The sequence below is a fragment of the Flavobacterium luteolum genome (assembly GCF_027111275.1).
In the GTDB taxonomy this organism is placed as follows: domain Bacteria; phylum Bacteroidota; class Bacteroidia; order Flavobacteriales; family Flavobacteriaceae; genus Flavobacterium; species Flavobacterium luteolum.
In genome coordinates, this window is record NZ_CP114286.1 from 4966255 (window position 1) to 4992094 (window position 25840).

General features: G+C 32.4%; 26 protein-coding genes. 13 read left to right on the top strand and 13 right to left on the bottom strand.

The genetic code is table 11. The annotated features are described in order from the left end of the window. Positions 1-31 precede the first annotated feature (31 nt). Positions 32-511 carry an Lrp/AsnC family transcriptional regulator gene (locus tag OZP10_RS21175; RefSeq protein ID WP_008468989.1) on the bottom strand — a complete coding sequence of 160 codons (480 nt, stop codon included), beginning with the start codon at positions 509-511 and terminating at the stop codon, positions 32-34. Positions 512-588: 77 nt separating this feature from the next. Further along, a complete protein-coding gene (locus OZP10_RS21180) occupies positions 589-1743 on the bottom strand; it encodes a M14 family metallopeptidase (protein ID WP_281632647.1) in 1155 nt (384 codons plus the stop codon). A 312-nt stretch (positions 1744-2055) separates the two neighbouring features. Here OZP10_RS21180 and OZP10_RS21185 point away from each other — a divergent pair, with 312 nt between their 5' ends. Then, on the top strand, positions 2056-2511 hold the full coding sequence (locus OZP10_RS21185; protein ID WP_281632648.1) for a helix-turn-helix domain-containing protein: 456 nt from the start codon (positions 2056-2058) through the stop codon (positions 2509-2511). A gap of 84 nt (positions 2512-2595) precedes the next feature. Here the strand turns inward: OZP10_RS21185 and OZP10_RS21190 are convergent, their stop codons facing one another. Next, positions 2596-3147: a 1-acyl-sn-glycerol-3-phosphate acyltransferase gene (locus OZP10_RS21190; RefSeq protein WP_281632649.1), complete on the bottom strand. Its 552-nt coding sequence runs from the start codon at positions 3145-3147 to the stop codon at positions 2596-2598. Between the two features lie 64 nt (positions 3148-3211). Between OZP10_RS21190 and OZP10_RS21195 the strand changes: the two genes are divergently transcribed. The 6 genes from OZP10_RS21195 to OZP10_RS21220 all read left to right on the top strand — a co-directional run bounded on the left by OZP10_RS21195 (position 3212) and on the right by OZP10_RS21220 (position 7952). Next, positions 3212-3877, top strand: coding sequence for a spermidine synthase (locus OZP10_RS21195; protein ID WP_281632650.1), 666 nt, complete (start codon positions 3212-3214; stop codon positions 3875-3877). A gap of 5 nt (positions 3878-3882) precedes the next feature. Further along, on the top strand, positions 3883-4560 hold the full coding sequence (locus OZP10_RS21200; protein WP_281632651.1) for a peptidoglycan DD-metalloendopeptidase family protein: 678 nt from the start codon (positions 3883-3885) through the stop codon (positions 4558-4560). 6 nt (positions 4561-4566) lie between these two features. Continuing rightward, the gene (locus OZP10_RS21205; protein ID WP_281632652.1) at positions 4567-5043 is read left to right on the top strand and encodes a hypothetical protein; all 477 of its coding nucleotides are present in this window, start codon (positions 4567-4569) and stop codon (positions 5041-5043) included. A 12-nt stretch (positions 5044-5055) separates the two neighbouring features. After that, complete coding sequence (locus OZP10_RS21210) at positions 5056-5580, top strand: hypothetical protein (RefSeq protein ID WP_281632653.1); 525 nt, start codon at positions 5056-5058, stop codon at positions 5578-5580. Positions 5581-5627: 47 nt separating this feature from the next. Further along, on the top strand, positions 5628-6098 hold the full coding sequence (locus OZP10_RS21215; RefSeq protein WP_281632654.1) for a nuclear transport factor 2 family protein: 471 nt from the start codon (positions 5628-5630) through the stop codon (positions 6096-6098). A 111-nt stretch (positions 6099-6209) separates the two neighbouring features. Continuing rightward, complete coding sequence (locus OZP10_RS21220; protein ID WP_281632655.1) at positions 6210-7952, top strand: APC family permease; 1743 nt, start codon at positions 6210-6212, stop codon at positions 7950-7952. A 191-nt stretch (positions 7953-8143) separates the two neighbouring features. On the opposite strand, the gene OZP10_RS21225 is transcribed toward OZP10_RS21220, so the two are convergent. After that, complete coding sequence (locus tag OZP10_RS21225) at positions 8144-9631, bottom strand: aminotransferase class V-fold PLP-dependent enzyme (RefSeq protein WP_281632656.1); 1488 nt, start codon at positions 9629-9631, stop codon at positions 8144-8146. Between the two features lie 183 nt (positions 9632-9814). On the opposite strand from OZP10_RS21225, the gene msrA reads away from it, so the two are divergent. Together msrA and OZP10_RS21235 are read left to right on the top strand one after the other, a co-directional pair. After that, entirely contained in the window at positions 9815-10348 is a 534-nt protein-coding gene (gene msrA / locus OZP10_RS21230) for a peptide-methionine (S)-S-oxide reductase MsrA (protein ID WP_281632657.1), read from the top strand. A gap of 98 nt (positions 10349-10446) precedes the next feature. Further along, entirely contained in the window at positions 10447-12015 is a 1569-nt protein-coding gene (locus tag OZP10_RS21235) for a protein adenylyltransferase SelO (protein WP_281632658.1), read from the top strand. A gap of 72 nt (positions 12016-12087) precedes the next feature. On the opposite strand, the gene OZP10_RS21240 is transcribed toward OZP10_RS21235, so the two are convergent. Together OZP10_RS21240 and OZP10_RS21245 are read right to left on the bottom strand one after the other, a co-directional pair. Further along, the gene (locus OZP10_RS21240; protein WP_281632659.1) at positions 12088-13056 is read right to left on the bottom strand and encodes a YpdA family putative bacillithiol disulfide reductase; all 969 of its coding nucleotides are present in this window, start codon (positions 13054-13056) and stop codon (positions 12088-12090) included. Between the two features lie 2 nt (positions 13057-13058). Then, positions 13059-13532, bottom strand: a complete 474-nt coding sequence (locus OZP10_RS21245; RefSeq protein ID WP_281632660.1) for a CYTH domain-containing protein — start codon at positions 13530-13532, stop codon at positions 13059-13061. 184 nt (positions 13533-13716) lie between these two features. Between OZP10_RS21245 and OZP10_RS21250 the strand changes: the two genes are divergently transcribed. Together OZP10_RS21250 and OZP10_RS21255 are read left to right on the top strand one after the other, a co-directional pair. Further along, positions 13717-14628, top strand: a complete 912-nt coding sequence (locus OZP10_RS21250) for an OmpA family protein (RefSeq protein WP_281632661.1) — start codon at positions 13717-13719, stop codon at positions 14626-14628. 16 nt (positions 14629-14644) lie between these two features. Next, entirely contained in the window at positions 14645-15190 is a 546-nt protein-coding gene (locus tag OZP10_RS21255; protein WP_281632662.1) for a hypothetical protein, read from the top strand. A 130-nt stretch (positions 15191-15320) separates the two neighbouring features. On the opposite strand, the gene OZP10_RS21260 is transcribed toward OZP10_RS21255, so the two are convergent. From OZP10_RS21260 to menD, 7 genes are all read right to left on the bottom strand, one after another. Continuing rightward, a complete protein-coding gene (locus tag OZP10_RS21260; RefSeq protein ID WP_281632663.1) occupies positions 15321-16358 on the bottom strand; it encodes an o-succinylbenzoate synthase in 1038 nt (345 codons plus the stop codon). A gap of 90 nt (positions 16359-16448) precedes the next feature. Continuing rightward, positions 16449-17687, bottom strand: a complete 1239-nt coding sequence (locus tag OZP10_RS21265; RefSeq protein ID WP_281632664.1) for a tetratricopeptide repeat protein — start codon at positions 17685-17687, stop codon at positions 16449-16451. A gap of 185 nt (positions 17688-17872) precedes the next feature. Further along, positions 17873-18550, bottom strand: a complete 678-nt coding sequence (locus OZP10_RS21270) for a metal-dependent hydrolase (RefSeq protein WP_281632665.1) — start codon at positions 18548-18550, stop codon at positions 17873-17875. 28 nt (positions 18551-18578) lie between these two features. Next, positions 18579-19541, bottom strand: a complete 963-nt coding sequence (gene menA / locus OZP10_RS21275) for a 1,4-dihydroxy-2-naphthoate octaprenyltransferase (RefSeq protein WP_281632666.1) — start codon at positions 19539-19541, stop codon at positions 18579-18581. 85 nt (positions 19542-19626) lie between these two features. Then, complete coding sequence (locus OZP10_RS21280) at positions 19627-20460, bottom strand: 1,4-dihydroxy-2-naphthoyl-CoA synthase (protein WP_012024845.1); 834 nt, start codon at positions 20458-20460, stop codon at positions 19627-19629. Positions 20461-21193: 733 nt separating this feature from the next. After that, positions 21194-22048: a CvfB family protein gene (locus OZP10_RS21285; protein WP_281632667.1), complete on the bottom strand. Its 855-nt coding sequence runs from the start codon at positions 22046-22048 to the stop codon at positions 21194-21196. A 153-nt stretch (positions 22049-22201) separates the two neighbouring features. Beyond that, positions 22202-23863 carry a 2-succinyl-5-enolpyruvyl-6-hydroxy-3-cyclohexene-1-carboxylic-acid synthase gene (menD, locus tag OZP10_RS21290; protein ID WP_281632668.1) on the bottom strand — a complete coding sequence of 554 codons (1662 nt, stop codon included), beginning with the start codon at positions 23861-23863 and terminating at the stop codon, positions 22202-22204. A gap of 177 nt (positions 23864-24040) precedes the next feature. Between menD and OZP10_RS21295 the strand changes: the two genes are divergently transcribed. Then, positions 24041-25216: a thioredoxin family protein gene (locus tag OZP10_RS21295; RefSeq protein ID WP_281632669.1), complete on the top strand. Its 1176-nt coding sequence runs from the start codon at positions 24041-24043 to the stop codon at positions 25214-25216. 16 nt (positions 25217-25232) lie between these two features. Next, positions 25233-25730 carry a GNAT family N-acetyltransferase gene (locus tag OZP10_RS21300; protein WP_281632670.1) on the top strand — a complete coding sequence of 166 codons (498 nt, stop codon included), beginning with the start codon at positions 25233-25235 and terminating at the stop codon, positions 25728-25730. Positions 25731-25840: the final 110 nt, after the last annotated feature.

Sequence of the window (25840 nt, forward strand, 5' to 3'; positions counted from 1 at the left end):
TATATTTTAATATAGCATTCAAGAAAAGTTATTACATATTTTTGAAAATAGTATGCATCAAACGCTTCTTATCGTTTATACTTTCCTCTAATGAAATCATAGTTTCTGTTCTGTAAACACCATCAATATCGTCAATCATAAAGATAACCTCTTTCGCGTGCTTAGTGTCTTTTGCTCTAATTTTGCAAAAGATATTGAATTTTCCAGTAGTTACAGAAGCTACAGTTACGAATGGAATTTGATTGATTCGCTCTAATACAAATTTAGTCTGAGATGTATTATTAAGGAAAACCCCAACATAAGCAATAAATGAATAACCTAATTTATCGTAATCTAAGGCTAATGAAGATCCCATGATGATACCGGCATCTTCCATCTTTTTAACTCTAACGTGTACTGTACCAGCAGATATCAATAGTTTTTTTGCAATGTCAGTAAACGGAACTCTCGTATTGTCTATTAACATATCTAAAATCTGGTGATCTACTTCATCTAAACGAAATTTACTCATAATTGTTTAATTAATATTACTAATTGCTATTACAAAGTATAAAATTATATATAAAAAACAACAAATTCACATAAAAATTAACTTTTTATTAATCCGTTAACAAATTTAACATTTTTATTTAAATAAAAATTTGCTTTTTGATCCGTTTTAGGAAAGTTTTGGAAATCGTCCGAATATTCTGCGCCTTTTGCGTCGTATTCGTAGTGACCAAAATAATTTTCCAACTCGCCTACTTCAACAATGTAAGCGTTAAAATGAATCTTATTTTCGATTAATTCTTCTTTGTATTGTGCGACAAAATTCGTAATAATTTCGATACCATCATAATTTATTTTGACATTTTTATACATAAAATCATAAAAAACCACATTATTTTGTGAAATATTCAAATATTCGCCAAATCTATTATCAACTAAATCGTTTTCGGATATCAGTTTGAAGCTCTGAATTAACGCGAAAAATATGAATTTTCTTGTAATTTCGCGCTCATAATCCCCAGGAAAGTGTCCTGCCTCAAATAGTATAGTTGGAACACCTAAAAATTGAAAAGTGTCTCCTATACAATTAATATTGAAGGAGTCATCGAAACGTCCAACTTGTCCTGGAATATATTTTTGAAGTTCTTCATTGATTCCAGCAATTACATTTATAGCTTTTAATCTATTGTCATTCACTTCCCTTTCTTCATTATAAGAAGGAGCCAAAAAAGATACTGTTGCAGGTTTTCCAGTTGTGCCTGCTCCAAATATTGTACGCTGATCGTGTAGATTAAAACAGAAATCTGGTTTAAATTTTTCAAATACTTCACGTAAAACTTTACTTTCTGGTTGTGTAAGATCTTGCGAATCACGATTTAGATCTATTTCATTAGCATTTGCTCTTGTGTAAAGTCTTGCTCCATCTGGATTAAGCATTGGTATACAGTAAAACGTAAAAGTCTCTAGCATTTGCTTTGCAAAATCGGTATTATCATTCAATAAATTAATGAAATCAAATAGAGCTTTTGTCGTTGTGCTTTCGTTTCCATGCATTTGTGACCAAAGATAAGCACGAGTTTTTCCAGTTCCGACTTGATAACTATATATAGGTTCGCCTAGAACAGATGTGCCAATAGTCTGCACTTGACCATTTGTATTTAGTTTATCTAAAAGTGGTTTAATATGGTCTAAAGTGATATATCTGCCAGAGATAGACTGTTCCTTGTATTGAGTAAAAAGCTGTTCTAAATTCATTGTGTTTCTATTAGTTTACAAAAGTAAACATCTTTATTTTTACAATTGTAAACAGTAGAAAAAATTAATAATTTAGAATTGTAAACAGTTTTAAGAGAGAGGCGATCTTACTATTGATAACTTGTTTTAATTGAGCTTTTTAAATTTACATATAGTATCTAAATTGATTAATTTCAGTTAATTATAAATATTTATTTCAATTTTAAATTTAACATAAAAATGAACTCTATTTAAAATTGCAACAATAATATTCGAATACTGTTTCTTTTTGTTTACATTTGTAAATGATAGAATTTAAAGCAGGAATTTACAATGGTAAACATAGATGATTTTGTAAAAAGACTTGAATCTGTATTGGATTATTATGGTTTAAACGCATCTGCATTTGCTGATAAAATTGGTGTACAACGTTCTAGTATGTCTCACCTTTTATCAGGAAGAAATAAGCCAAGTTTAGATTTTATAATGAAAATTCTAGAAGTTTTTCCAGATGTAGATTTATATTGGATTCTGATCGGAAAAGGAACTTTTCCTAAAAGCAATAACGAGGAATCGACAGAAATTGAAAAAACTTCCTCTCCTATTGTATCGAATGAGAATATGGGGAATGATTTATTTTCGGTTGTAGAAATAAATTCGGAAGAAGAAAAAATAGAAACCAAAAAATCTCATGTTCTAAAAAATGAAAAATTTAGTTTGCAAGATGATGAAATTGAAAAAATAGTGATATTCTATAAAAACGGCACTTTTAAGGCCTATTCTCCATAGTTCAAAAATTAGCGCGTATTTGACTATTTGTCCAGAAAAATTTCAAATATGCGATTCTCACGCGTTTGGAAAAATTCTCAGAAATTACAATTTAATTCCGTTTTCAGGAATTTTTCCTAAAACACCTTTATAATGTTCTTTCAAAACTTCGAAATCGGCTTCATAATCTCCGGTTGGCAAAAATGGCTTACCAAGATTTACTTCTTTTTTTCCCCAATCAAAAGCAACAGGAACAATTGGCACTTTCGCTTTAAGCGCAATAAAATAAAATCCTGTTTTTAGCTCATTCACTTTTTTTCTAGTTCCTTCTGGAGCCACAGCCAAACGAAAGACTTCTTTTCGTTCAAAAATTGTGGCTATTGCATCAACTTTGTTCAATCCGCCAGAACGATCTAGTGGTTCTCCACCAACATTTCGAAAATAAAATCCAAAAGGAAATCTAAATAATTCCTTCTTTGCTACAAAATTCATCTGTAATCCAGATATGCCTCGGGTAAAAAGACCAATGTAAAAGTCATGATTACTCGTATGAGGCATCACCACCAATACACATTTTTTTACTTCGGCGTTTTCGATTCCTACTATTTTCCAGCCCATTAGCTTGAAAAAGATGAATTTGTAAAATAGTTTTTTCATTAAAGGTTTATTATTTGGTGCAAAATAAAAGATTTAATGGTAAATTTGAGTAAAAGCATAAGAAATGATTCGAAAATTTTTCAGTTATATAATTCCAATAAAAATATTTAAGAAAAAATCGGCCAGAAGTAAAATGATCGAAGTTACTTGGGCAAACGGGGAATTAGTACTGGACACTGAAAACACAAATTATTCCTATGGAAGTTTACAGCGTATATTAAGGTATGGGCTTCGAAACATTGGTTACGATAAAATAGTAGAAATGGATCACATTCTATTATTAGGAGTTGCTGGCGGAAGTGTCGTTAAGACATTAGTAGACGAAATAGCATACAAGGAAAAAATAACTGGAGTTGAAATTGACCCAGATATGATTCAGATAGCCAATCAGTATTTCAATCTTAATCAAATTAAACAGTTAGAAGTTGTTATTGACGATGCTTTTGAATTTGTACTGAAAACGAAAGACAAATACGATCTAATTATAATAGACATTTTTGAAGACACCCATATGCCAAACTTTTTGTTTGAAAAGTTTTTCGTTGATAGAGTTTGCACACTTTTAAAAGATGATGGTTTTGTTTTGTTCAATACCATGATTTTAGACGAAGCGCACAATGTTAGAAATAGAAAGTATGTTGCCGAAGTCAATCCAAAAATATTTAAAACAAAGATGCTGCCCCGCATTGAAGTCCATAACGAATTAATAATTATAAACAAAGTTGCTTAAATTTTATGAAACCCCTTTCTTCAATCTTAAACGCCCTGCCACCTACTAAAGTTATTGATGCCTCAATTAATCTTTCTGAATATGTCCCATTAAATTTGTCCGTTTCAAATCAGGAATTGGTCGATAAAAAACTGGACACTTCAGAAGATTTTGAAAAATATATTTCAAATTATCTAAAAGAAAACAATGCCAAAGTTGCCTTTGGAGGTTATATAGAAGGTCGATTTTTATATCAAAGAAGTCCCATTTTTTTGGATGCTTCAAAACCAGAACGTAATATTCATATTGGATTAGATTTGTGGGCAGAAGCCGGAACCACAGTGCTTGCAGCTTTAGATGGAAAAGTGCATAGTTTTAAAAACAACGAGGGTTTGGGCGATTACGGCCCTACTATTATATTAGAACACGAAGTTGAAAAGGAAAAATTTTATACTTTATACGGACATTTATCGTTAGAAAGTATAGAGAATCTAAAGATCGGAGACTATTTTAGGAAAGGTGAAAAGATTGCCTGCTTAGGAAACGCCTCAGTAAATGGAGATTACGCCCCTCATGTCCATTTTCAAATTATTCACAATATTGGTGATTATCAAGGAGACTATCCTGGTGTCTGCAATACAGGCGACCTTAACTTTTATATCGAAAATTGTCCCGATCCTAACTTATTATTAAAAATTACTTAAATAGTTATGAAGAAAGCAGGATTGATTATATGTTTGTTGTTATTAATTGGATGTAAATCTAAAACCGTAAGCAGAGATACAGAAGATTTAAAAATAAAAAAAGTTTCTGGAGCAGATGTAAATGCAAATCAGCAGCGTAAAGCTTATGATTTAGGAAAAAGAGTTTTAGAAACTTGTAATACTTCAAAATTTAAACCTTTTAATGAAACTGAAGTTACTAAATCGGTTATGGAAAATACAACAGAAGAACGTTTAACCAAAACCTGCCAAAGATTTAGACAATACTACGGAAGTTTTATAGATTTAAAATTAGATGGAGTTTACAGAACCAAAAATGAAGTCATTTACCGTTATCATGCTTTGTATACAAAAAAAGTTGCCAATAAAGAATTACGCATTTTTGTAAATGAAGACAATCTTGTTTCTGCCATAAAATCTATGGATTGGGATGAGAAATTTGATGCCAAATTAGCCGATCAATAAATTAAGATACCTATGAATTTTAAACTGCCACTTTTTCTTTTATTATTTGTTTCAATACTTGCTTCAGCACAGCAAACTATAAGTGTAAAAGGATCTGCACCTTATCCTGCAACACAAGAATATACTTTCATCTGCGAAAAATATGCTTATTCTGGCGAAATAAATGTTCAAATAGCTAAAACAGAAAAAGGAGGTGTTTTAAAACTAACTGTTTCTACAGCAAATGACAAAGCAAAGATTGCTGGTGGTGTCTACGTCGATTTGACAAATGCCGATGTAATTGCATGTACAGACAAAAATGTAAAAGAATCTTCAGAGGGTAAAACAACTGCCTACTATTATTTTACGCCTGCAGAATGGTTGAAGCTTAAAAAGACTGATATTTATGCAATTAGATTTATAATTGCTGGTGGGCCAGATATTTCAGGAAATCTAACTGGACATTTTACAGCATATAGTAAAGTAAAGTATTTCTCAACAGCATTTGATAAGTCAAAAAAAACATTTGATACAGCTAAAGAAATTAGTGTTTTGTAATGATTTTTTAATATAATAAATCTTATATTTAACATAAATATTTTTTTATGAATGCAAATGAAACCTTGATTACAAAATTCTATACTGCTTTCGCGAATGCAGACGCCAAAACAATGAGCGAATGTTATCATCCAAAAGTTCATTTTATCGATCCAGCTTTTGGTTTGTTGAAAGAAGAACAGGTTTCTAAAATGTGGGAAATGTTGCTTTTAAAGAGTAAAGGGAATTTAAAAATTGATTTTTCAAATGTAAAAGCTGATGATTTTACAGGCTCTGCAAATTGGACAGCAACCTATAATTTCAGTAAAACCAATAGAAAAGTCATCAATAAAATTGCAGCCGAGTTTGTTTTCCAAGACGGATTAATCATCAAACATACTGATAATTTTGATGTTTGGAAATGGTCAAAACAAGCCTTTGGCTTAACAGGTTATTTATTAGGTTGGACTGGTTTTTTCCAGAAAAAAGTACAGGCACAAGCTTTATCGTCATTACAACAATTTCAGAAAAATAAATAAAACTACATCCTTTAAAAAGTATATTAGATTTAAACCTCAGTATCTGCCTCTCTCCGATTATAATTATTTTGTTGCTTATTATTTTACTAAAAGTATTAATTCTAAATGCTGATGAAAGAAATCGTACACAAAAAATTAAATCAATTACAGGCAACTGCAATCTGCGGAAACGATATTAGTTCTTCTTGTCTTTATGTTTCTGCTTTAACCATTTTGTATGCAGGACAATATGCTTGGATTTCTCTTCTAATTGTTGCTGTTGTTTTATTTTTGTTTAGAAAAATTTACGCCGAAGTCGTTGGTGCAATTCCTTTAAATGGTGGCGCTTACAACGTTTTATTAAATACTTCAACAAAACGTTTGGCTTCTATTGCAGCAACTTTGACTGTTCTGTCTTATATGGCAACTGCCGTAATTTCAGCATCTGAAGGTATGCATTATCTACACGGAATTTTTGAAGGTCTTAATGTTACCATCGCTACAGTAGTGGTTTTAGTTCTATTTACAGGATTAGCAATTTTAGGAATTGGAGAATCTGCATTTGTGGCCGTTATCATTTTTATGACTCATATTGGTACTTTGACCTTGCTGGTTTTGGCATCTGTTTGGTTTGTTTTAATGCATGGCTTAGACACATTTCATATCAATTGGCAAACTCCGATTGCTTCAGGAAATATAAAAACAGCTCTTTTTCTTGGATTCTCTGCAGCTATGCTTGGAATTTCTGGATTTGAAAGTTCTGCTAATTTTGTTGAAGAGCAAGAACAAGGCGTTTTTCCTAAAACATTACGAAACATGTGGGGAATTGTCAGTTTCTTTAATCCTGTAATCGCAATATTATTGATAAGTGTGATTCCACTCGCAGAAGTTGGAGAAAACAAAGAATCGCTTCTAGCTCATTTGGGAGAAACAACAGGCGGATCTTGGCTTGCTTGGCTAATTTCTATAGATGCCGTTCTTGTTCTTTGTGGAGCTGTTCTGACTTCATTTGTTGGTGTTTCGGGACTTTTAAACCGAATGACGTTAGATCGAATTTTACCTAACTATTTTCTAAAACAAAACAAAAGAGGTTCACATTACCGAATCGTTTTAAGTTTTTTAATTCTTTGTTTGTCTGTTCTTTTTGCCACAAATGGACACTTAGAATCTTTGGCAGGAGTGTATACGTTTTCTTTTCTAGCAGTAATGGCTCTTTTCGGAATTGGAAATTTGCTTTTAAAGTATAAACGCAACAAACTCCCGAGACCAGAACGTGCGCGTGGGATTGCGGTTGTAACTGCTGTAGTTTTTGTGATTGCTGCCTTTTTTGGAAATATGCTTCTCAATATCAATTCGTTTTATACTTTCTTGCAATATATGGTTCCAGCATTAATCTTTGTCTGGATTATGCTAAATCGTGTTATTTTAATACGTTTATTAATCGAAGCATTAGAATATTTTTATCAGCCTCTGCGTAAAATGGTCGTATTAAGCAATCGTTATTTAGAGAAATTAAGCTCCAAGATTAATTCTCAAGAATTTGTATTTTTTACAAAAGGTGACGACATTACCATTTTGAATAAAGTTTTGCAATATGTTGAAGACAACGAAACTACAAAGAAATTGAAAATTGTTCATGTCAAAAAAGATGCTGTAGATAACGAAGCGCTCAAAAAAGATTTGGAAGTCTTAGATCGTGCTTATGACAGTCTCGACATTGAATTTATAGAAATTGAAGGCGTATTTGGTCCAGAAATAATTGACGAACTTTCTCAAAAATGGAACATTCCAAAAAACTTTATGTTCATTGGTTCTCCTGGAAATAAATTTTCTTATCGAGTTGCCGACTTAGGCGGTGTTCGATTGATTATGTGATTTTTTTTAAGTTTTTCTCCTTTGAGACCTCAATAAACGCAAAAATTATCAAATAAAATTTATAAAAATCTTTACAATCTTTGCGTTAAAAGAAATAGCCACAAATTATAAAGATTAAAAGGATTTAAAAAAAATCTGCGTTAATCAGTATAATCTGTGGCTAAAAAATCTTTATTTTTTTTTAGTAAAATCTAAGATTTAAACCAGCTTTCCACTAATTCATCTTCAAACGAAGTTGCATCCTTATGAATAAACTCATTTCGATTTTTATCGTAAGAATAATCTAAAGCCCAAGTTTTATGGTTTGCGGCCAATTCTTTGATACTATTACAAACAAAAGCAATTTCGTCATCAGTTGTCGTTGGGTGAATTGACATTCTAATCCATCCCGGCTTTTTGATTAAATCCCCAATCGTAATTTCATTAACCAATTTATTAGAAGTTTCTTGATCAACATGCAATAAGTAATGACCATAAGTTCCTGCACAACTGCATCCTCCTCTAGTTTGGATTCCAAAACGATCATTTAAGATTTTAACTCCTAAATTAAAGTGAAGATCATCAATAAAAAACGAAATTACACCAAGGCGCTCTTTGTGCTGTCCTGCTAAAATTTTAATATTCGAAATTGGTTCTAATTCAGAGAAAACATAGTCAACGATCTCATGCTCACGCTCCATTATGTTTTCAATTCCCATTTCTTCTTTTAGCTCAATTGCCAAAGCAGTTTTGATAACTTGTAGAAATCCAGGTGTTCCACCATCTTCTCGATCTTCAATGTTATCAATATATTTATGTTCTCCCCAAGGATTTGTCCAGCTTACAGTTCCTCCGCCAGGACAATCAGGAATCATATTTTTGTATAATTTTTTATTGAAAATTAAAACTCCAGAAGTTCCAGGACCACCTAAGAATTTGTGAGGTGACATAAAAACAGCATCTAAATAAGCTTCTGGGTCAGATGGATGCATATCAATTTCTACATAAGGGCCTGAACAAGCAAAATCAACAAAACACACACCATTATATTGATGCATTAGTTTTGCAGCTTCATGAAAAGGAGTTCTTAAACCTGTAACATTCGAACAAGCAGTAATAGAAGCAATTTTGATAGTTCTATCTTTATATTTTTCCAATAAACCTTCAAGGTTTTCTAAATTAAAAAGACCTTTTTCGCAAGATGGAATAATCTCCACATCGGCAATAGTCTCTAACCAAGAAGTTTGATTAGAATGGTGCTCCATGTGCGAAATAAAAACAATTGGCTTTTTCTCGGCTGGAACATTTGTAAAACTCTTTAAGTTTTCAGGAATTTTCAATCCTAAAATACGCTGGAATTTATTGATGACTCCAGTCATTCCAGTTCCATCAGTAATTAAAACATCGTCATTATTAGCATTTACATGACGTTTAATAATATGTCTTGCATGATGGTATGCTTTTGTCATAGCAGTACCAGATACAGTAGTTTCAGTGTGAGTATTGGCTACAAAAGGTCCAAACTGATTTAATAGTTTTTCCTCAATCGGACGATATAACCTTCCGCTGGCAGTCCAATCTGTGTAAATTATTGATTTTCTGCCATAAGGCGAAGTAAATTCTTGATTTATACCGACAATATTCTTTCTAAATTCCTGAAAATAAGTTTCCAGTGTCATGGTACTATTTTTGCTATTCATTAGTTGTGCCTTGTGTTTGACTGCAAATATATATAGTTTTTTATAAAATTGCGAATTTATCAATAGTAAACTTCAAACACTATATTACCGTTTGGTATTTTTAGTTAAAACAACTTTTTTTTAATAAATTATCATAATATCCTATCGAATTAATAGGCATTAAATTTAAAGAAAGTAATATTTATGGAAAATTTATCAGTAGCTACCTTTGGTGGCGGATGTTTTTGGTGTATAGAAGCTGTAATTCAGCGTTTAAAAGGTGTAGAATCAATAAAATCTGGATATTCGGACGGATTTATAAAGAATCCAGCTTATCGCGAAGTATGTACAGGAAGAACAGGACATGCCGAAGTAATACAAGTGACTTTTAATCCTGACATAATTTCATATCATGACTTAATTTTCATATTCATGACAAGTCATGATCCAACAACATTAAATCGCCAAGGTGGTGACAGTGGAACGCAATACCGTTCTATAATCTTATACCATGATGACACTCAAAAAGAGATTGCAGAAAAGGTTTTTGAAGAAGTTCAGCCTGCTTACGCAGATCCAATTGTAACGCAATTAAAACCTTTTGAAGTTTTTTACGAAGCAGAAGATTATCATCAGAATTATTATAATGAAAATCAAGAAGTGGGATATTGCCAAGTTGTAATTGATCCAAAAATTCAAAAACTTAAAAAAATGTACGCTGACCGATTGATTGGATAAAAGTTTTTTGCCACAGATTACACAGATTAAAATGATTTTTAAAAAGAGAAATCTAAAACAATCCTTTTAATCTGTGGCAAAAATAAGAAAGACACAAAATGAAAAATTTAAAAATAAATAATCGATTTACTGTCGAACTACCAGCAGATCCAGACTTGGCTAATGAAATTCGTCAGGTTAAAAACACGTTGTTTTCATACGTAAATCCGACAAAACCCTCAAATCCAAAATTGATTCATGCCTCTGAAGAAGTTGCAGCATTAGTTGGCATTTCTAAAGATGAAATTCAATCAGAAGAATTTCTAAATGCATTTTCTGGGAAAGAAATTCTTCCAGAAACAAAACCGTTTGCCATGTGTTATGCGGGGCACCAATTCGGAAATTGGGCTGGACAATTAGGAGATGGACGTGCCATTAACTTAACAGAAGTTGAAAATAATGGTGAGTTTTATACATTACAATTGAAAGGAGCAGGAAAAACTCCCTATTCTAGAACTGCAGATGGTTTGGCCGTTTTGCGTTCTTCGATAAGAGAATACTTATGTGCTGAAGCCATGTACAATTTAGGCGTTCCTACTACCCGATCGCTTTCGCTTATTCTATCTGGAGATCAAGTTTTACGAGATATTTTATATAACGGAAATCCTGCTTATGAAAAAGGTGCCATTGTCTGTCGTGTAGCCCCATCTTTCATTCGCTTTGGAAGTTATGAAATGCTTACTGCCAGAAACGAACTGAAAAATCTTAAACAATTTGTCGAATTTACAATTAAGCATTATTTCCCTGAAATTACTGGAGAACCAAAAGAGCAATATTTGCAGTTTTTCCAGAAAGTTGCTGACACGACTCGTGAAATGATTTTGCATTGGCAACGCGTCGGATTTGTTCATGGTGTAATGAATACCGATAATATGTCTATTCACGGAATCACGATTGATTATGGCCCGTACGGCTGGCTTGAAAATTATGATCCGGACTGGACGCCAAACACAACCGACAGTCAAAATAGAAGATACCGTTTCGGAAATCAGCCTCAAGTGGCACAGTGGAATTTGTTTCAATTGGCAAATGCTCTTTATCCATTAATCAATGAAGCAGCGCCTTTAGAAAAAATCTTAGATACGTTTATAACTGATTTTAAAAGTAACTACAAAACAATGTTTTTAAGCAAATTAGGAATATTTACTTCAAGTGAAACTGATGATAAAATTATTAAAGGTTTGGAAGAAATTCTGCAGTTATCAGAAACCGATATGACTATCTTTTTTAGAAATCTTAGTAAAATTAAAAGAGAGGATTCTGTAGAACAAGCATTCGAAAAAATAGAATACGCATTTTACATTCCAGAAGAAATAAAAGAAAATATTCTAGATGCTTGGCAAAAATGGTTTACCGTTTATTTGAAAAGATTGAATGCAGAAGAACTTACGGATGATGAACGTTCAGAAAAAATGAATCAGATTAATCCGAAATATGTACTTCGGAACTATATGGCACAATTAGCCATTGATGCTGCAGATAAAGAGGATTATTCTTTAGTTAATGAACTATTCCAGCTTCTGAAAAATCCATATGATGAACAGCCAGAATCTGAGAAATGGTTTGCAAAACGTCCTGATTGGGCAAGAACAAAAGTTGGCTGTTCAATGTTGTCTTGTAGTTCTTAAAAGTTTTTTTGCCACAGATTAAAAAGATTCTAATGATTAATCCTAAGAATCCTTTTAATCTGTGGCATTTTTTTATTTCGTAGTAATATGATTTATAATCATATTAGCATGAATTCTAGAGTTCTCTATAAACCATTTATGGGTCTGCATTCCACCACAAACTACTCCAGCAAGAAATAAACCTTCTACATTAGTTTCCATCGTTTCTGGATTGTAAACCGGGATTTTCAATTCGTCATTAGAAAGCTGAATTCCAATTTTTTCCAGAAAATTCAAATCCGGTTTGTAGCCTGTTAGTGCTAGAACAAAATCATTTTTAATTGTAACCTTTCCGTTTGGAGTTTGAATTTCTACTTCATCTTCACTTATTTCAGTAATATTTGACTCAAAATAAGCTTTAATACTTCCTTCGGCAATACGATTTTCAATATCTGGTTTTACCCAATATTTTACGCGACTATTAATTTCGTTTTTACGAATTACCATAGTCACCTCTGCTCCTTTTCTCCAGCATTCCAAAGCAGCGTCTACAGACGAATTATTAGCGCCTACTACCAAAACTTTTCTAAAAGCATACTCATGTGCTTCTTTATAATAATGGCGAACTTTTGCAAGGTTTTCGCCTAAAACATTCATTTGAATAGGAATATCATAGAAACCAGTTGCGATTATAACATTCTTAGATTCGTAATTTTGCTTATCAGTTGCTATCTTAAAAATGCCTTCATTTTTCTGTACATCAAGTACTTTTTCAAATAAATTGATATTGAATTTAAAGTAACGATGAATATTTCGATAATACTCCAAAGCTTCCTGACGTCCTGGTTTTGGTGCCAAACAGTTAAACGGAATTTCGCCAATTTCCAATCTTTCTGCGGTAGAGAAAAAGGTCATATAGAGCGGATAATTAAAAATACTATTAACGATTGCCCCTTTTTCTATAATTAAATAGCTTAATTTTTTCTTTTCGGCTTCTATTGCACAAGCCAGACCAATTGGTCCGCCGCCCACAATTACAAGGTCATATATTGATTCTGTCATTTTTATTTCTGCCAGTCTTTAAAAGGATTTTTACTCAAATAAGCATTATAATATCTCTCGTCGTTGGTAACTTCTTCTCCAAGCCAATCCGGTTTTTCAAAAACTTCATCTTCAGAGTTTAATTCAATTTCGGCCATTACTAAACCTTCATTTTCGCCATAAAATTCATCAACTTCAAATACATGCTCTCCAGATTTTATTTCATAGCGCGTTTTTTCAATCTTACCCTTTTCGCACAATTTTAATAATTCTTGCGCTTCATCTAACGGAATTTCATTTTCCCATTCAAAACGCGACATACCACTACTATGGCTTATTCCTTTTATGGTTATAAAACCCTTCTCTCCTTTAATTCTAACCCTAACGGTGCGCTCTGGCGCAGAACTCAAATAGCCCTGAGCAATTTTATTCTGAGTAAAAGCTTGCTTCTTGAAGTCATCAGATTTCACAAGAAACTTTCTTTCTATTTCGATCATCTTAAATGCAGATTATTTTTTTATGCAAGTTACTCATTTTAATCAAGCCTTTTGAAGTATAAAAAATGAAAAATAAGTTAATTTATTATGTTTTATTTCAAAGTAATAACATCAAAATAATTGATTATTAACATGTTATAACTATTATTTTAATTAAATTTGATAGAATCTTAATACGAAATATATGTCTAAAAAAGCACTTTATTTGTTAGGCATTGCAATAACCATCATTTTGGGTACTTTTTTATATCTGAAATTTTGTTGCAATTGCTGTGAGAAAACCACAACGGACATTGCTCCAAAAACAGTGACCACTACTGTTGCAGAGCCTAATTTTGTTCCGTTTGTATTAAATGGTCCCGGAATTAATTATCAGACAAATGATAATTTAAAGTTCCTTAAAAACAGTGCAAAGCTTATTATGCCTGTCAGTGATTCGGTCACAACTGGTCTTGATAACTTAAAGAAATTCTTAGAGGCAAATCCGAAACAGAAAATTACGATAACCGGTTATGCGACTTCAGACGAGACAAATTCGACGACTTTTGAAAATCTAGGTCTCGCAAGGGCAAATGATGTCAAGAATTACTTTGTTTCAAAGGGATTATTAGAAAATCAGTTTTCTACGAAAGGTACCATTATAGATAAATGGAAAATGAGTGGAGATACCCTTCTAGGGCCTGCTGAATATTTATTTGAAGCTATTGATACAACGGCTGCTCCAAATGATGAATGGAGTGCATTGAAAGCAAAAATAAACGCAGATCCGTTAATTCTCCATTTTAATACAAATAAATCTAGCGAGAAATTAAGTGCTGCCGAAAAACAAAAAGTTACTGATATTGCTAAATATGCAGAGAATGTGAAAGATGCTGTGATTGTGGTAATTGGACATTCTGACAATGTTGGAAACCGTGACTCAAACATTGTTTTAGCACAAAAAAGAGCCGATTTTTCAAAAGATTATCTTTCTAAAAACGGAATTGATAATACCAGAATTGAAACGCAATCTAAAGGTCCAGACGAACCTATTGGCGATAACAATACGGCTGACGGAAAGGCTGCAAATAGAAGAACTGTAATTACCATTAAATAATTAAAAATATACGATCATGAATATACCTTGTGTCTTAATACCTATTCTAGTAGGTTTAATCTGTGGAATCTTAGGTTATTTACTAGGAAAAATGAATTCAAAAAATGATGATTCACTTTCTGCTTCACTTCAAGCTGATTTAGATGCCTGCAAGGCCAATACACGAAACTTGAATGCAAGAATCGCTACTCTAGAAGCTGATTTGGCCGCGAAAGCGAAAGCTTCTGTACAATCTTTTGCTGCTTCCGCTCCTGCTACGATTCCTTTTGATGCTGTTTTGGCTGCAAATGTTTTAGGCAAGAAAATTAAAGAGAATGACTTGAAAATTGTGGAGGGAATTGGCCCTAAAATAGAAGCTTTATTTAATGCTGCTGGAATCAATACTTGGTATGAGCTTTCGCAAACAGCTACCGAAAAACTGCAATCTATTCTAGACGCTGGTGGAGAAAATTACGCTATGCATAATCCTAGTACATGGGCAAGACAGGCTCTTATGGCTTACCAAGGCAAATGGCAGGATTTAAAAGAGTGGCAAGACAGTCTTTTAGGCGGAAAAGAGTAAAAGAAGGTTCAAAGATGCATAGCTGCAAAGGAACAGAGGTTTTTCAATCTCTGCTTATATGAACTAACAAAAAAGACGTAAAGCCTTTATACTTTACGTCTTTTTTTATTTTATCAGTTTGTATGTTTTCTTAGAAAAAATCCGATTGCCATTCTAGTTTAGAATTGTACCAAAGTTTTCCATTTTTAACTTCGAGAGGACAATCTATATTATTAGTATATAATGCTCCAGTTCCTAAACCTTGTGGCATATCTGAATGCAAGGTGTATGTCCATTGCGCAATAGCATTTAATCCAATATTACTTTCTAACGCTGAAGTGATCCACCAGCCAATATTATATTTTTCAGCTAGCGTAATCCATTCTTGAGTGCCACGGAAACCACCGATAAAACTTGGTTTTAAAATGATATATTGAGGCTTAATTTCCTGGAGTAATTTTTCTTTTTCTTCTAATGAAAATACACCAATTAGCTCTTCGTCTAAAGCAATTGGAAAAGGTGTCTGCTCACACAGTTTAGCCATTTCTAATACATTCCCTTTTTTAATTGGCTGTTCTATACTATGAAGCTGAAATTGACTCAATTGATTTAACTTATCTAAAGCTTCTGTTAAAGAAAAAGCTCCGTTAGCATCTACTCTGATTTCTATTTCTTCTGCTGAAAAATGGCTTCTTATAAATTGCAATAATTCTAATTCTTTATTAAAATCAATAGCGCCAATTTTAAGTTTTATGCAATCAAAACCATCAGCTAATTTTTCTTCAATCTGCTGTTTCATGAAAGCTGCTTCACCCATCCAAACTAGTCCATTAATAGGAATTGAAGCTGTATTTTTTGTAAAATCAGAAGGAAATAGAATAAATGGATTTTCACTTTTAAGAGACAAAAAAGCCATTTCTATTCCAAATTGTATAGAAGGAAACTCTAATAAAGCATTCCAAAGTACTGTTTCACCTAAATGAATATTATCACAAGCCCATTTTAGCTTTTCTTCATAATCTTCGCGATCGTCAGCGCTTAAACCACGAAGTATACCGCACTCTCCTATTCCTTTTTTTCCGTTTTCTTCCAAGATTATAAACCAAGTTTCTTTCTCGGTCATAACTCCTCTGGAAGTTCCTGACGGACGTTTAAAATCTAGTAAATATTTATGGTACGATGCTTTCATTATTAAAGGTGCTAAGGTAATGAGGTCCTAAGTTTAAAAAAACTAGCTTTAAGAAGCATTTCATTTCTAAACAACTTAGTTTTTTTTACCTTAATTATATAATTTTAAGATTCTTTCAAAATCTTTTGAAGGTAAACCAGCTTTTTCAAATTCGGCAAAATCAAGTTTTGTTTTTGCAATCCAGCTTAAACTGTCTGTTACATTTTGCGCCTGATACTTTTTGTAAATCGCTTTGGCAGCGCTATAGTCATCGCTTACTAAATAAGTATGTGCCAGATTCAATTTGACTAATAATTCTGTATCATCCAATTTTTCGCCCTCTTGAAGTACTTTTAATGCTTTTGCATATTGTTTTGTCAAAATGTAACAATAGCCCAACCAGCTGTAATCTAATGCAGTTGCTTTTCCTTCGTTTACAATTGTATTTAATTTCGGAATTGCTTCGTTATATTTTTGGGCTTTGATTAAAGAAGCTGTTTGCGCTCTTAAATCGTTGAATACGTTTTTAGAAATATCAGCATCTTTATAACAGCTGTTTCCGAAATCTTTGTAGACTTTTGTTTTCTCGACAGCTAATAATTTTTGAAACTCGTCATAACGATATTGTTTCATGATTTTGTTTAAGATGCAAACGCAAAAATCATCCGAATTGGCCATTTTTTGTGCCATTGTGGAAGTTTTACATAAGCTTATAATCTCATTTTTATTGTCTTGGTTCCAACCACGGTTTAATTTTGTATCTACCCAAGGCACTACTTCTAAAACTACTTTTTGACTTAGAAGCCAGTTCTTGCTTTCAAAACCGAACCAGATTGTGCCAATATTTTCTTTTAAACAAGACGATTTATTGACAGATAATCTTTTGGCGTCTTTGCTGACAGGTTCTGCTTGAGAATAGCAAGCTTTGTCAATTTTACCGTCTGCAACGTATTTTTTTGCATTTTCATTGGATGTAAAAATGGAATACGTGCACTCGTCATCGCCGGAAATCTTGGACATCAAGAAAACAGCACCTGCTGAACCTTGACTAACTCCTGTTGGATCTGGAATTGCTTTTAATAAGGAAACCAAACTATTGGCCATTTCCTGATTTTTATCTAAAAGTGTGATTCTATATACAATTTCTGTAGTTCCAACTGGTAAATCTTCTGTTGGTATAGAAATTCTATCGCGTGCGGGAACCATAATTTCTTTGGTTGTTGCACGTTCTTTGTCCCAATAACCGTCTTTTTGCGCAAAAGCGTTATAAGAAGTCGCGATAAATAGTAATAAAAGGATTTGTTTGAAAGTTGTATTTTGTGATGATGCTTTAATTGCCACAGATTTCACAGATTAAAATGATTTTTATTTTAAAAAACTTTAATTCAATTAACATAGATTATGCCAAATAACTTTCTTTTGGAATTGAGTGCCCTAGCCCCGATAGAGGCGGTATCTCCCGATTTAGAAAAACAAGGCTTTTTCAGCCGTAGTTTTTGTTAATCGGGAATTTAGCCGAAAGCGGGATTAGCTTCTTATAATTCAATAGAATCTCCTATTGGTAAAAGCATTAAATCTTTTCCTTTATCGAAGAATTTACGAATTGCTTCTTCATGATTGATTTCGATATAACCAAAAGTATCATAGTGATATCCTAAAACTTTGTCGCATTCTACAAAATCTGAAGCAATAATAGCATCTTCAACATCCATTGTAAAATTGTTTCCGATTGGAAGAATCACTAAATCTAGTTTTGTGCGAAGCGGAATCAATTTCATATCGTAAGTCAAAGCTGTGTCTCCAGCGATATAGATATTTTTATGTTCGCCCTCAATTACAAAACCTCCAGGATTTCCGCCGTAAGAACCGTCAGGAAAACTGCTTGAGTGAATTGCATTTACATATTTTACTTTTCCGAAATCAAATTTCCAGCTTCCTCCGTGATTCATTGGATGCGAATTGAATCCTTTTTTTGCATAATGGCTTGCAATTTCTGCATTTGAAACAATAACTGCATTTGTGTTTTTTGCAATGGCTTCAACATCCAAAACGTGATCAGCATGCGCATGTGTCAATAAAATATAATCTGCTTTGATTGTACTCAGATTGATTGAAGCAGCTTGTGGATTTCCGGTAATAAATGGGTCTACAATAATGTATTTCCCTCCTACTTCAATTCCTAATGAAGCGTGTCCGTAGTATGTAATTTTCATTTTGTCACTTTTTAAGTTAAACATTGTTTTATCTTCCTCCTAAAAAGAGGTTTACAATAATGTCTGAAATCAAAGAAATCATGCATACTGTAAGTAATATAGAAAGCAAGAATGTGCTTAATGCAAGTTTTTTTAATTCTGGATCTAATAATTTTGGATCTTGATTTTTGTAAACTGTGATTAAATGTTTTGTTAATGGAATATAAGCCAGTAAAAACAAATACTGATCAAAGTTATAATCGCTTAAGATAGCAAATGCAATAACCAAAATCATTGCAGTGATAATCAAGAAGAAGTGATATTTTTTAGCATTTTGAGCCCCAATCTGTACTACGATTGTATTTTTTCCTGATTTTTTATCAGATTCTTGATCACGCATATTGTTTAGGTTTAAAACTCCAACGCTCAATAATCCGATGGCAACAGCTGGAAGAATTAAAAGCGGATCTACTTCTTTTGCGTATAAAAAGTTCACTCCTAAAGTGCTCACTAGTCCGAAGAAAATAAAAACGAATAAATCTCCTAATCCTCTGTAACCGTAAGCAGAATTACCTACTGTGTAACGAATTGCAGAAATAATAGCGGCAATTCCTAACAAAAGAAAAAAGATAGAATAACCGAAATTATCCTTTCCAAAGGCAAAATAGATCAAGATTATAGCAGACAGCAAAGTAAAAAAAGAAGTAATAATAATGGCTTTTTTCATTGCTTGAGGCGTAATAACCCCACTTTGAATAGCGCGTTGCGGCCCTACTCGATCTTCATTATCAGTACCTTTTACTCCATCTCCATAATCGTTTGCAAAATTGGATAATACCTGTAATCCTAATGTTGTCAATAAGGCAAAACCAAAAACTTTCCAGCTGAATACTTCTGTTGGAGTGTTAATAGTTTCTGTTGGATTTGACAAAGCATAAATGCTTCCAACTATAATTCCGGAAACTGATAAAGGTAATGTGCGTAATCTCGCGGCTTCAATCCAATGTTTCATTATTTGTTTTGTTTGTTTAGTTTCAGCTTTCAAGTTTTAGGTTCCTATCTTGAAACCTGAAACTTGAAACTATATTATAACTTATTTACGGTAACCACTTATTTTCGCCAAAGTTTGGTTTTCTTTTTTCTAAGAAAGCGTTTCTTCCTTCTTTTGCCTCTTCGGTCATATAAGCCAAACGAGTTGCTTCTCCTGCAAAAACTTGCTGTCCGACCATTCCGTCATCTGTTAAGTTCATTGCAAATTTTAGCATTTTTATAGAAGTTGGTGATTTTTGAAGAATTTCTTGAGCCCATTCATAAGCAGTTGCTTCTAGTTCGTCATGCGGAATTACAGCATTTACCATTCCCATTTCAAAAGCTTCTTGAGCAGAGTAATTTCTACCTAAAAAGAAGATTTCACGTGCTTTTTTCTGTCCGACCATTTTGGCCAAATAAGCAGATCCGTAACCGCCATCAAAACTAGTTACATCGGCATCTGTTTGTTTAAAAATAGCATGTTCTTTACTTGCAAGCGTCATATCGCACACTACGTGTAAGCTATGTCCACCACCTACAGCCCATCCAGGAACTACTGCGATAACTACTTTTGGCATAAAACGAATTAAACGCTGTACTTCTAAAATGTTTAAACGGTGCTGCCCATCGTCTCCAACATATCCTTGGTGTCCGCGTGCATTTTGATCGCCGCCACTGCAAAAAGAATAAACTCCATCTTTTGTAGAAGGTCCTTCAGCTGAAAGTAAAACTACACCAATTGAAGTATCTTCTTGAGCATCATAAAAAGCTTGGTATAATTCTGAAGTAGTTTTAGGTCGGAAAGCATTTCTAACATTTGGTCTGTTAAATGCTATTCTTGCTACTCCATTGCATTTTTTATAAGTTATATCTTCAAATTCTCTGGCTGTAATCCAATCCATTTTGATTTTTTGTTTTAATAATTATACGGTAAAAATAAAGCATTTTTACTATTTTACCTACTCAATCCGTCTTAAGTCTTTACTAAATTGACGTGCAATGTTAACAATTGGTATTTACTTACAAAAAATAACATTTTTTAACATTAGTTTAGAAAAATAATAATTAATTTTACAGCCTAGAAATCAATGAGATACAAAAATTTCAAAGATTTCAGATTGATTTTCTTTCACTGATTTATTAACCTAAAAAATGATTTTTTTGAGAAAATTTAAAAAATTTGTCGCTCATTTTTTTAGGGTTTTAAGTAACAAACCTCAATTAAAAGAGCAAATGATTTATGTGTTTGTCGAAACTTCAAAAAGAAAAAAGTAACACCTAAGGTTAAATGTTAGAATTGTATCTATAGTTAGTATAGGAATGATAACGATAAAAGAAGAAAAAAGTACTAATTCATACTTTCTAAAAGTTATTTTATAAAACCAATGGATTAGCCGTGAAATTCTTTTTTTGCTGTTAAGATAGGTACTTCAAATCATTTAAAAGACATACCATCAATGGGATAATTTCTAAAATTCGTAAAGTTATTGTTCTGAGATGGACTCGAATTATTTTATTTCTGTTTTTTTTTAATTACAATTTTTTTTAAAACTGAATAAAAAGCGAAAGGCTGCTTGTAATGAGCAGCCTTTCGTGTTATAATAATTTTGCTAATGCAAAATAAATTTCAAATTTTTATTCTTTTACCAGATAAATCCCATCGTCTTTTATTTCGATCAATTTTTCTTTATACAGAGATCCAATCGCTTTTTTAAATGATTTTTTACTCATTTTTAAAACTGTCTTAATATCTTCGGGATGAGAATTGTCATTCAATCTAAGAAAACCTCTGCTTGCTCTTAACTCATTAAGAATTTTCTCGGCATTTGGTTCTATACTTTCAACACCTTGCGGCTGAAGCGCAACATCAATTTTGTTATCAGGACGAATGGTTTTGATATAACCGCGCATTCTATCGCCAGTTCTTATTGAATCGTCATAAACTTCATCTTTATACAAAAGTCCTTTATGTTGCTCGTTTATAATAACATTGATTCCCATATCGGTAATATGAGAAACAATTAAGTCAACTTCTTCGCCTTTTTCAACTGTTAAATTGTCGTTGCTCAAAAATTGATTGGTTTTACTTGAAGCCACAAGACGATTTGTTTGTTTATCCATGTACAAGTAAACCAAGTACCGTTTTCCTTTTTCCATTGGACGCGCTTGTTCTTTGAATGGAACCAGAATATCTTTCTCCATTCCCCAATCCATAAAAGCCCCCACATTATTAATATAATTCACCCTTAAAAGAGCAAATTCATTCAATAAAATATAAGGCACCAATGTTGTTGCCACAGGTCTCTGTTCGTGATCAAGATAAACAAAAACGATTAGTTCTTCTCCAATTTCAAATACTTTAGGTACATATTTATTGGGAAGCAAAACATCGTGAACTCCTTCTGGGTCTTTTTCAGGACTTCCTAAAAACAAACCTACTTTGGTATCACGTAATATAGTTAGAGTATTGTATTTTCCTATTTCTAGCATTTTAATAAATTTCTAAGCAGCAGAACTGCTAAGTTTCTGAGGCGCAAAGGTACGAAGTTTGGCGCGCTACAGAGAATTTAATTTAACAAATCTTACTTTATGAAGAAAACAAAAAAAATCCTTTTCAATAAATATCAAAAAGGATTGTAATTTTTAGATTAAATGTTTGAAATACTGCTTTAAAATCACATCGTTCTGGGCAGTCGGAGTAAAAATTTCCAAAATTCCAGGTGTATCATCTGAATTATATAATTCTCGCAAAGCATTTTCTAATGAATCGTTATCATTTGCCGTGAAATAATTCAATTGATACATCTTTGCCAAATGTTCTGCTGTCAGTTTATGCGATGTTTCAAAATAAGTATTAAAAACAGGCTTTTCCTGATGCCCTGGTAAAATTCTAAAGATTCCTCCTCCACCATTATTAATTAGAATAATTTTGAAGTTTTTAGGAATATAGGAATTCCATAAAGCATTACTGTCATATAAAAAACTAATGTCTCCTGTAATAAAAACAGTTTGTTTTTGGTTTCCAACAGCTGCACCAATTGCAGTAGAAGTACTTCCGTCGATTCCACTTGTTCCTCGATTACAGAAAACTTCAATAGAATTATCAATATCAATCAATTGTGCGTAACGAATAGCAGAACTGTTACTTATCTGTAACATGCTATTTTTACGTAATGATTCGATTACTTTTTCAAAAACTTTAAAATCCGAAAATTCTATTTTACTCAAATAGTCTTTTCTTTTCTCTAATCTCGTTTGGTAAACCGTATCTACATTATTAAAATAATTACTTTTTACAAAAGACGTTTTTGAAAGTAGATCTTTAAAGAAATCATTTGGTTTCATTTCAAAATGTTTTGTCAATGCTCCAAATGTATCATATGCTCGCAAAGTATCAATATGCCAATGCTCTTTTGGTTTGTATTTTCGCAAAAAGCCTTTAATTCTTTTTGAGACAACCATTCCTCCAAAAGTTATTAAAACTTCAGGGTTAAATTTCTTAAAATCAAAATCATCAAAAGGCGTAATTAAAGTATCAATTGAATTAATAAAACTCTCATGATGAAGATTTGAAGTCGTTTCTTTAAGCACTACTACCGACGGATCTGAAGCTAAATTTTCAATGATTTCCTGGTCAATACTATTTGCTTCATTAACTCCAACTAAAATTAATTTTCGTTTGGCATTATTCCAAACAGAAACAAATTCATCGCTATTTTCTATAGTGTGAGGAAAATTTTCTGGATTTGGAACTGTGATTTTTGGTTTTACAGAAAGTTCTTCTGTGGTTTCATATAAGGGTTCTTCGAAAGGTGCATTAATATGTACTGGACCTTTTTTAAGAATTGCGGTTTCAATTGCTAGATTGATTTTTAAATCATTTTCTTCTGATGCTTCTTCGGTTAAATTGGCATTAAAAACAGAATGATTAGCAAACACATTTTCCTGACGAATGGTTTGTCCGTCACCAATATCGATTTTACTTTGCGGACGATCGGCAGAAATTACAATTAATGGAATCTGGCTGTAAAATGCTTCAGCAAGAGCAGGATAATAGTTTAATAAAGCAGATCCTGAAGTACAAACAATAGCTGTCGGCTGTTTGGTCTGCTGTGCAATTCCTAAAGCAAAGAAGGCAGCACAACGTTCATCTGCAATACTATAACAAGTAAATTTTGGATTTTGAGCAAATCCGATAGTTAACGGTGCATTTCTAGATCCTGGAGAAATTATGATATTAACAATGCCTTTGGCAGATAAAATTTCGATAATGCTTTGTGCAAGCGCTATTTTGGGGTAAATCATTACGGTCGCGTATTACTATTTTAAAGAAAATCTTTTAGTCTGATTTTTCTTTATCTTGTTTACAAAGTTACAAACTTCACATTTGATTTATATTATAATTAGGAATATATTAAGGCTCTTTCTAGAAAAAGCGAATATATTTGTAAAATCGAATGATTAATAAAAGCCTGACCTTATATGCGTTTCTTATTTATACTTTTTTTATCTGTTACTTTTCAAACTATTGACGCACAAAATAAGTTTGTGCCTGTTGATGTTCCTTACAAAACAGCTTTAGAAAATGCAAAAAAAGAAAGAAAACCGGTTTTTGTAATGCTTTATGCAGATTGGTGTCCGCATTGTAATTTAATGAAAACAGAAGTTTTAAGTGATCCAGCTATTATGGAATTTTTAAATAAAAATTTCATCTGCACTTATAAAAATATAGAAAAAGAGGAAGGAATTGCTTTAAAGAATCAATTCAATACAAAATCGCTCCCTACATTTTTATTTCTTGACAGCAATGAAACGCTGATTTATGCATTAAAAGGCGAAATGAAAAAGCCTGAATTTCAGAATGAACTAAACAATGCATTAAATCCAAAAATGCAATTGCCATATTTAGAAAAACAGTTTCTTGCAGATCCTAGCAATTCTGACAAATTCTTTGTTTATCTGAATACTTTAAAAAAAGGAAAAGACAGGACAGATTTGTCAGTTCCAACTCATATTTATTTAGACACACAATCTGAAAAACAATTGGTAAGCGAATTAAACTGGCGTGTAATTGCCAATGGTGTAACCGATATTAAATCTAGAGAATTTCAGTATGTTATAAATCATCAGAAAGAATTTGCTGCTGTAGCTTCTCAAAGCCGTGTTGACCGAAAAATCGAAAGTATTGTAAATGAATTGCTTCGTCCTTTGGTTGATAATTTAGACACTATAAATTATTACAAACAAAGAGAAATTGCTAAATCTATTCGATTGCAAAAAACAGATTCTCTAGTTTTTAAATATGATTTAACTTTAGCAGAAAGAACCGAAAAATGGGATTTTTATAAAAAAGTTACGCTTGAAGATACTCAGAAATTAGTTTGGAACGATGCTAGCTTTTTGAAAGATATTGGAAATACTTATTTTAAGCATATTAAAGATAAGGAGAGTTTAAAAAAAGCTATTTTCTGGGTTGATCGCTCTTTAGAATTAAGCGATTCTTACGATGGAAATTTGCTTGAGGCCAAACTTTATAACAAAATAAAAGATAAAAAGAAAGCTTTAGAATATGCCAAAAATGCCAAAGCCATTGCAAAAGAAATGGACTGGAATTCTAAAGAAGCAGATACTTTATTAGCTGAATTAAATACCAAATAACCTGTAATAATAACCAATGAGCATTATTTTACGACCTGCAACGGCAAACGATTTACAAAAGATTCTAGAAATTGTAAATCATTCGATTTTACATACGACCGCAAATTACAGTTACCAAACCCAAACTTTGGATGTACAGATCAAATGGTTTGAAGATAAAAAAGCTAAAAATCTTCCTGTAATTGTAGCTGATTTAGATGGTGAAGTGGTTGGTTTTGGAAGTTATGGGCAGTTTAGAGAAAAAATTGGCTATCAATATACTGTGGAGCATTCTGTATATGTTGTTGACAATATTATAGGAAAAGGAATTGGCTCAAAGCTTTTAACAGAATTAATTCGTTTAGCAAAAGAACAAGGATATCATGTAATGATCGGTGCGATTGATGCTGATAACGCAGGAAGTATCGCTTTTCATGAAAAATTTGGATTTGTAGCTACAGGAACAATTCGTGAAGTAGGCTATAAATTTGATCACTGGCTGGATTTGGTTTTTATGCAGCTTATTTTAGTTTAACCGCAAAGGATGAAGATTTTTTATTCTTTGTCATTCTGAGGAACGAAGAATCACATAAGTAATTCCATATAGTAATTCTCCAATCTTTGTCGAATTCCGAGTGCGATTCT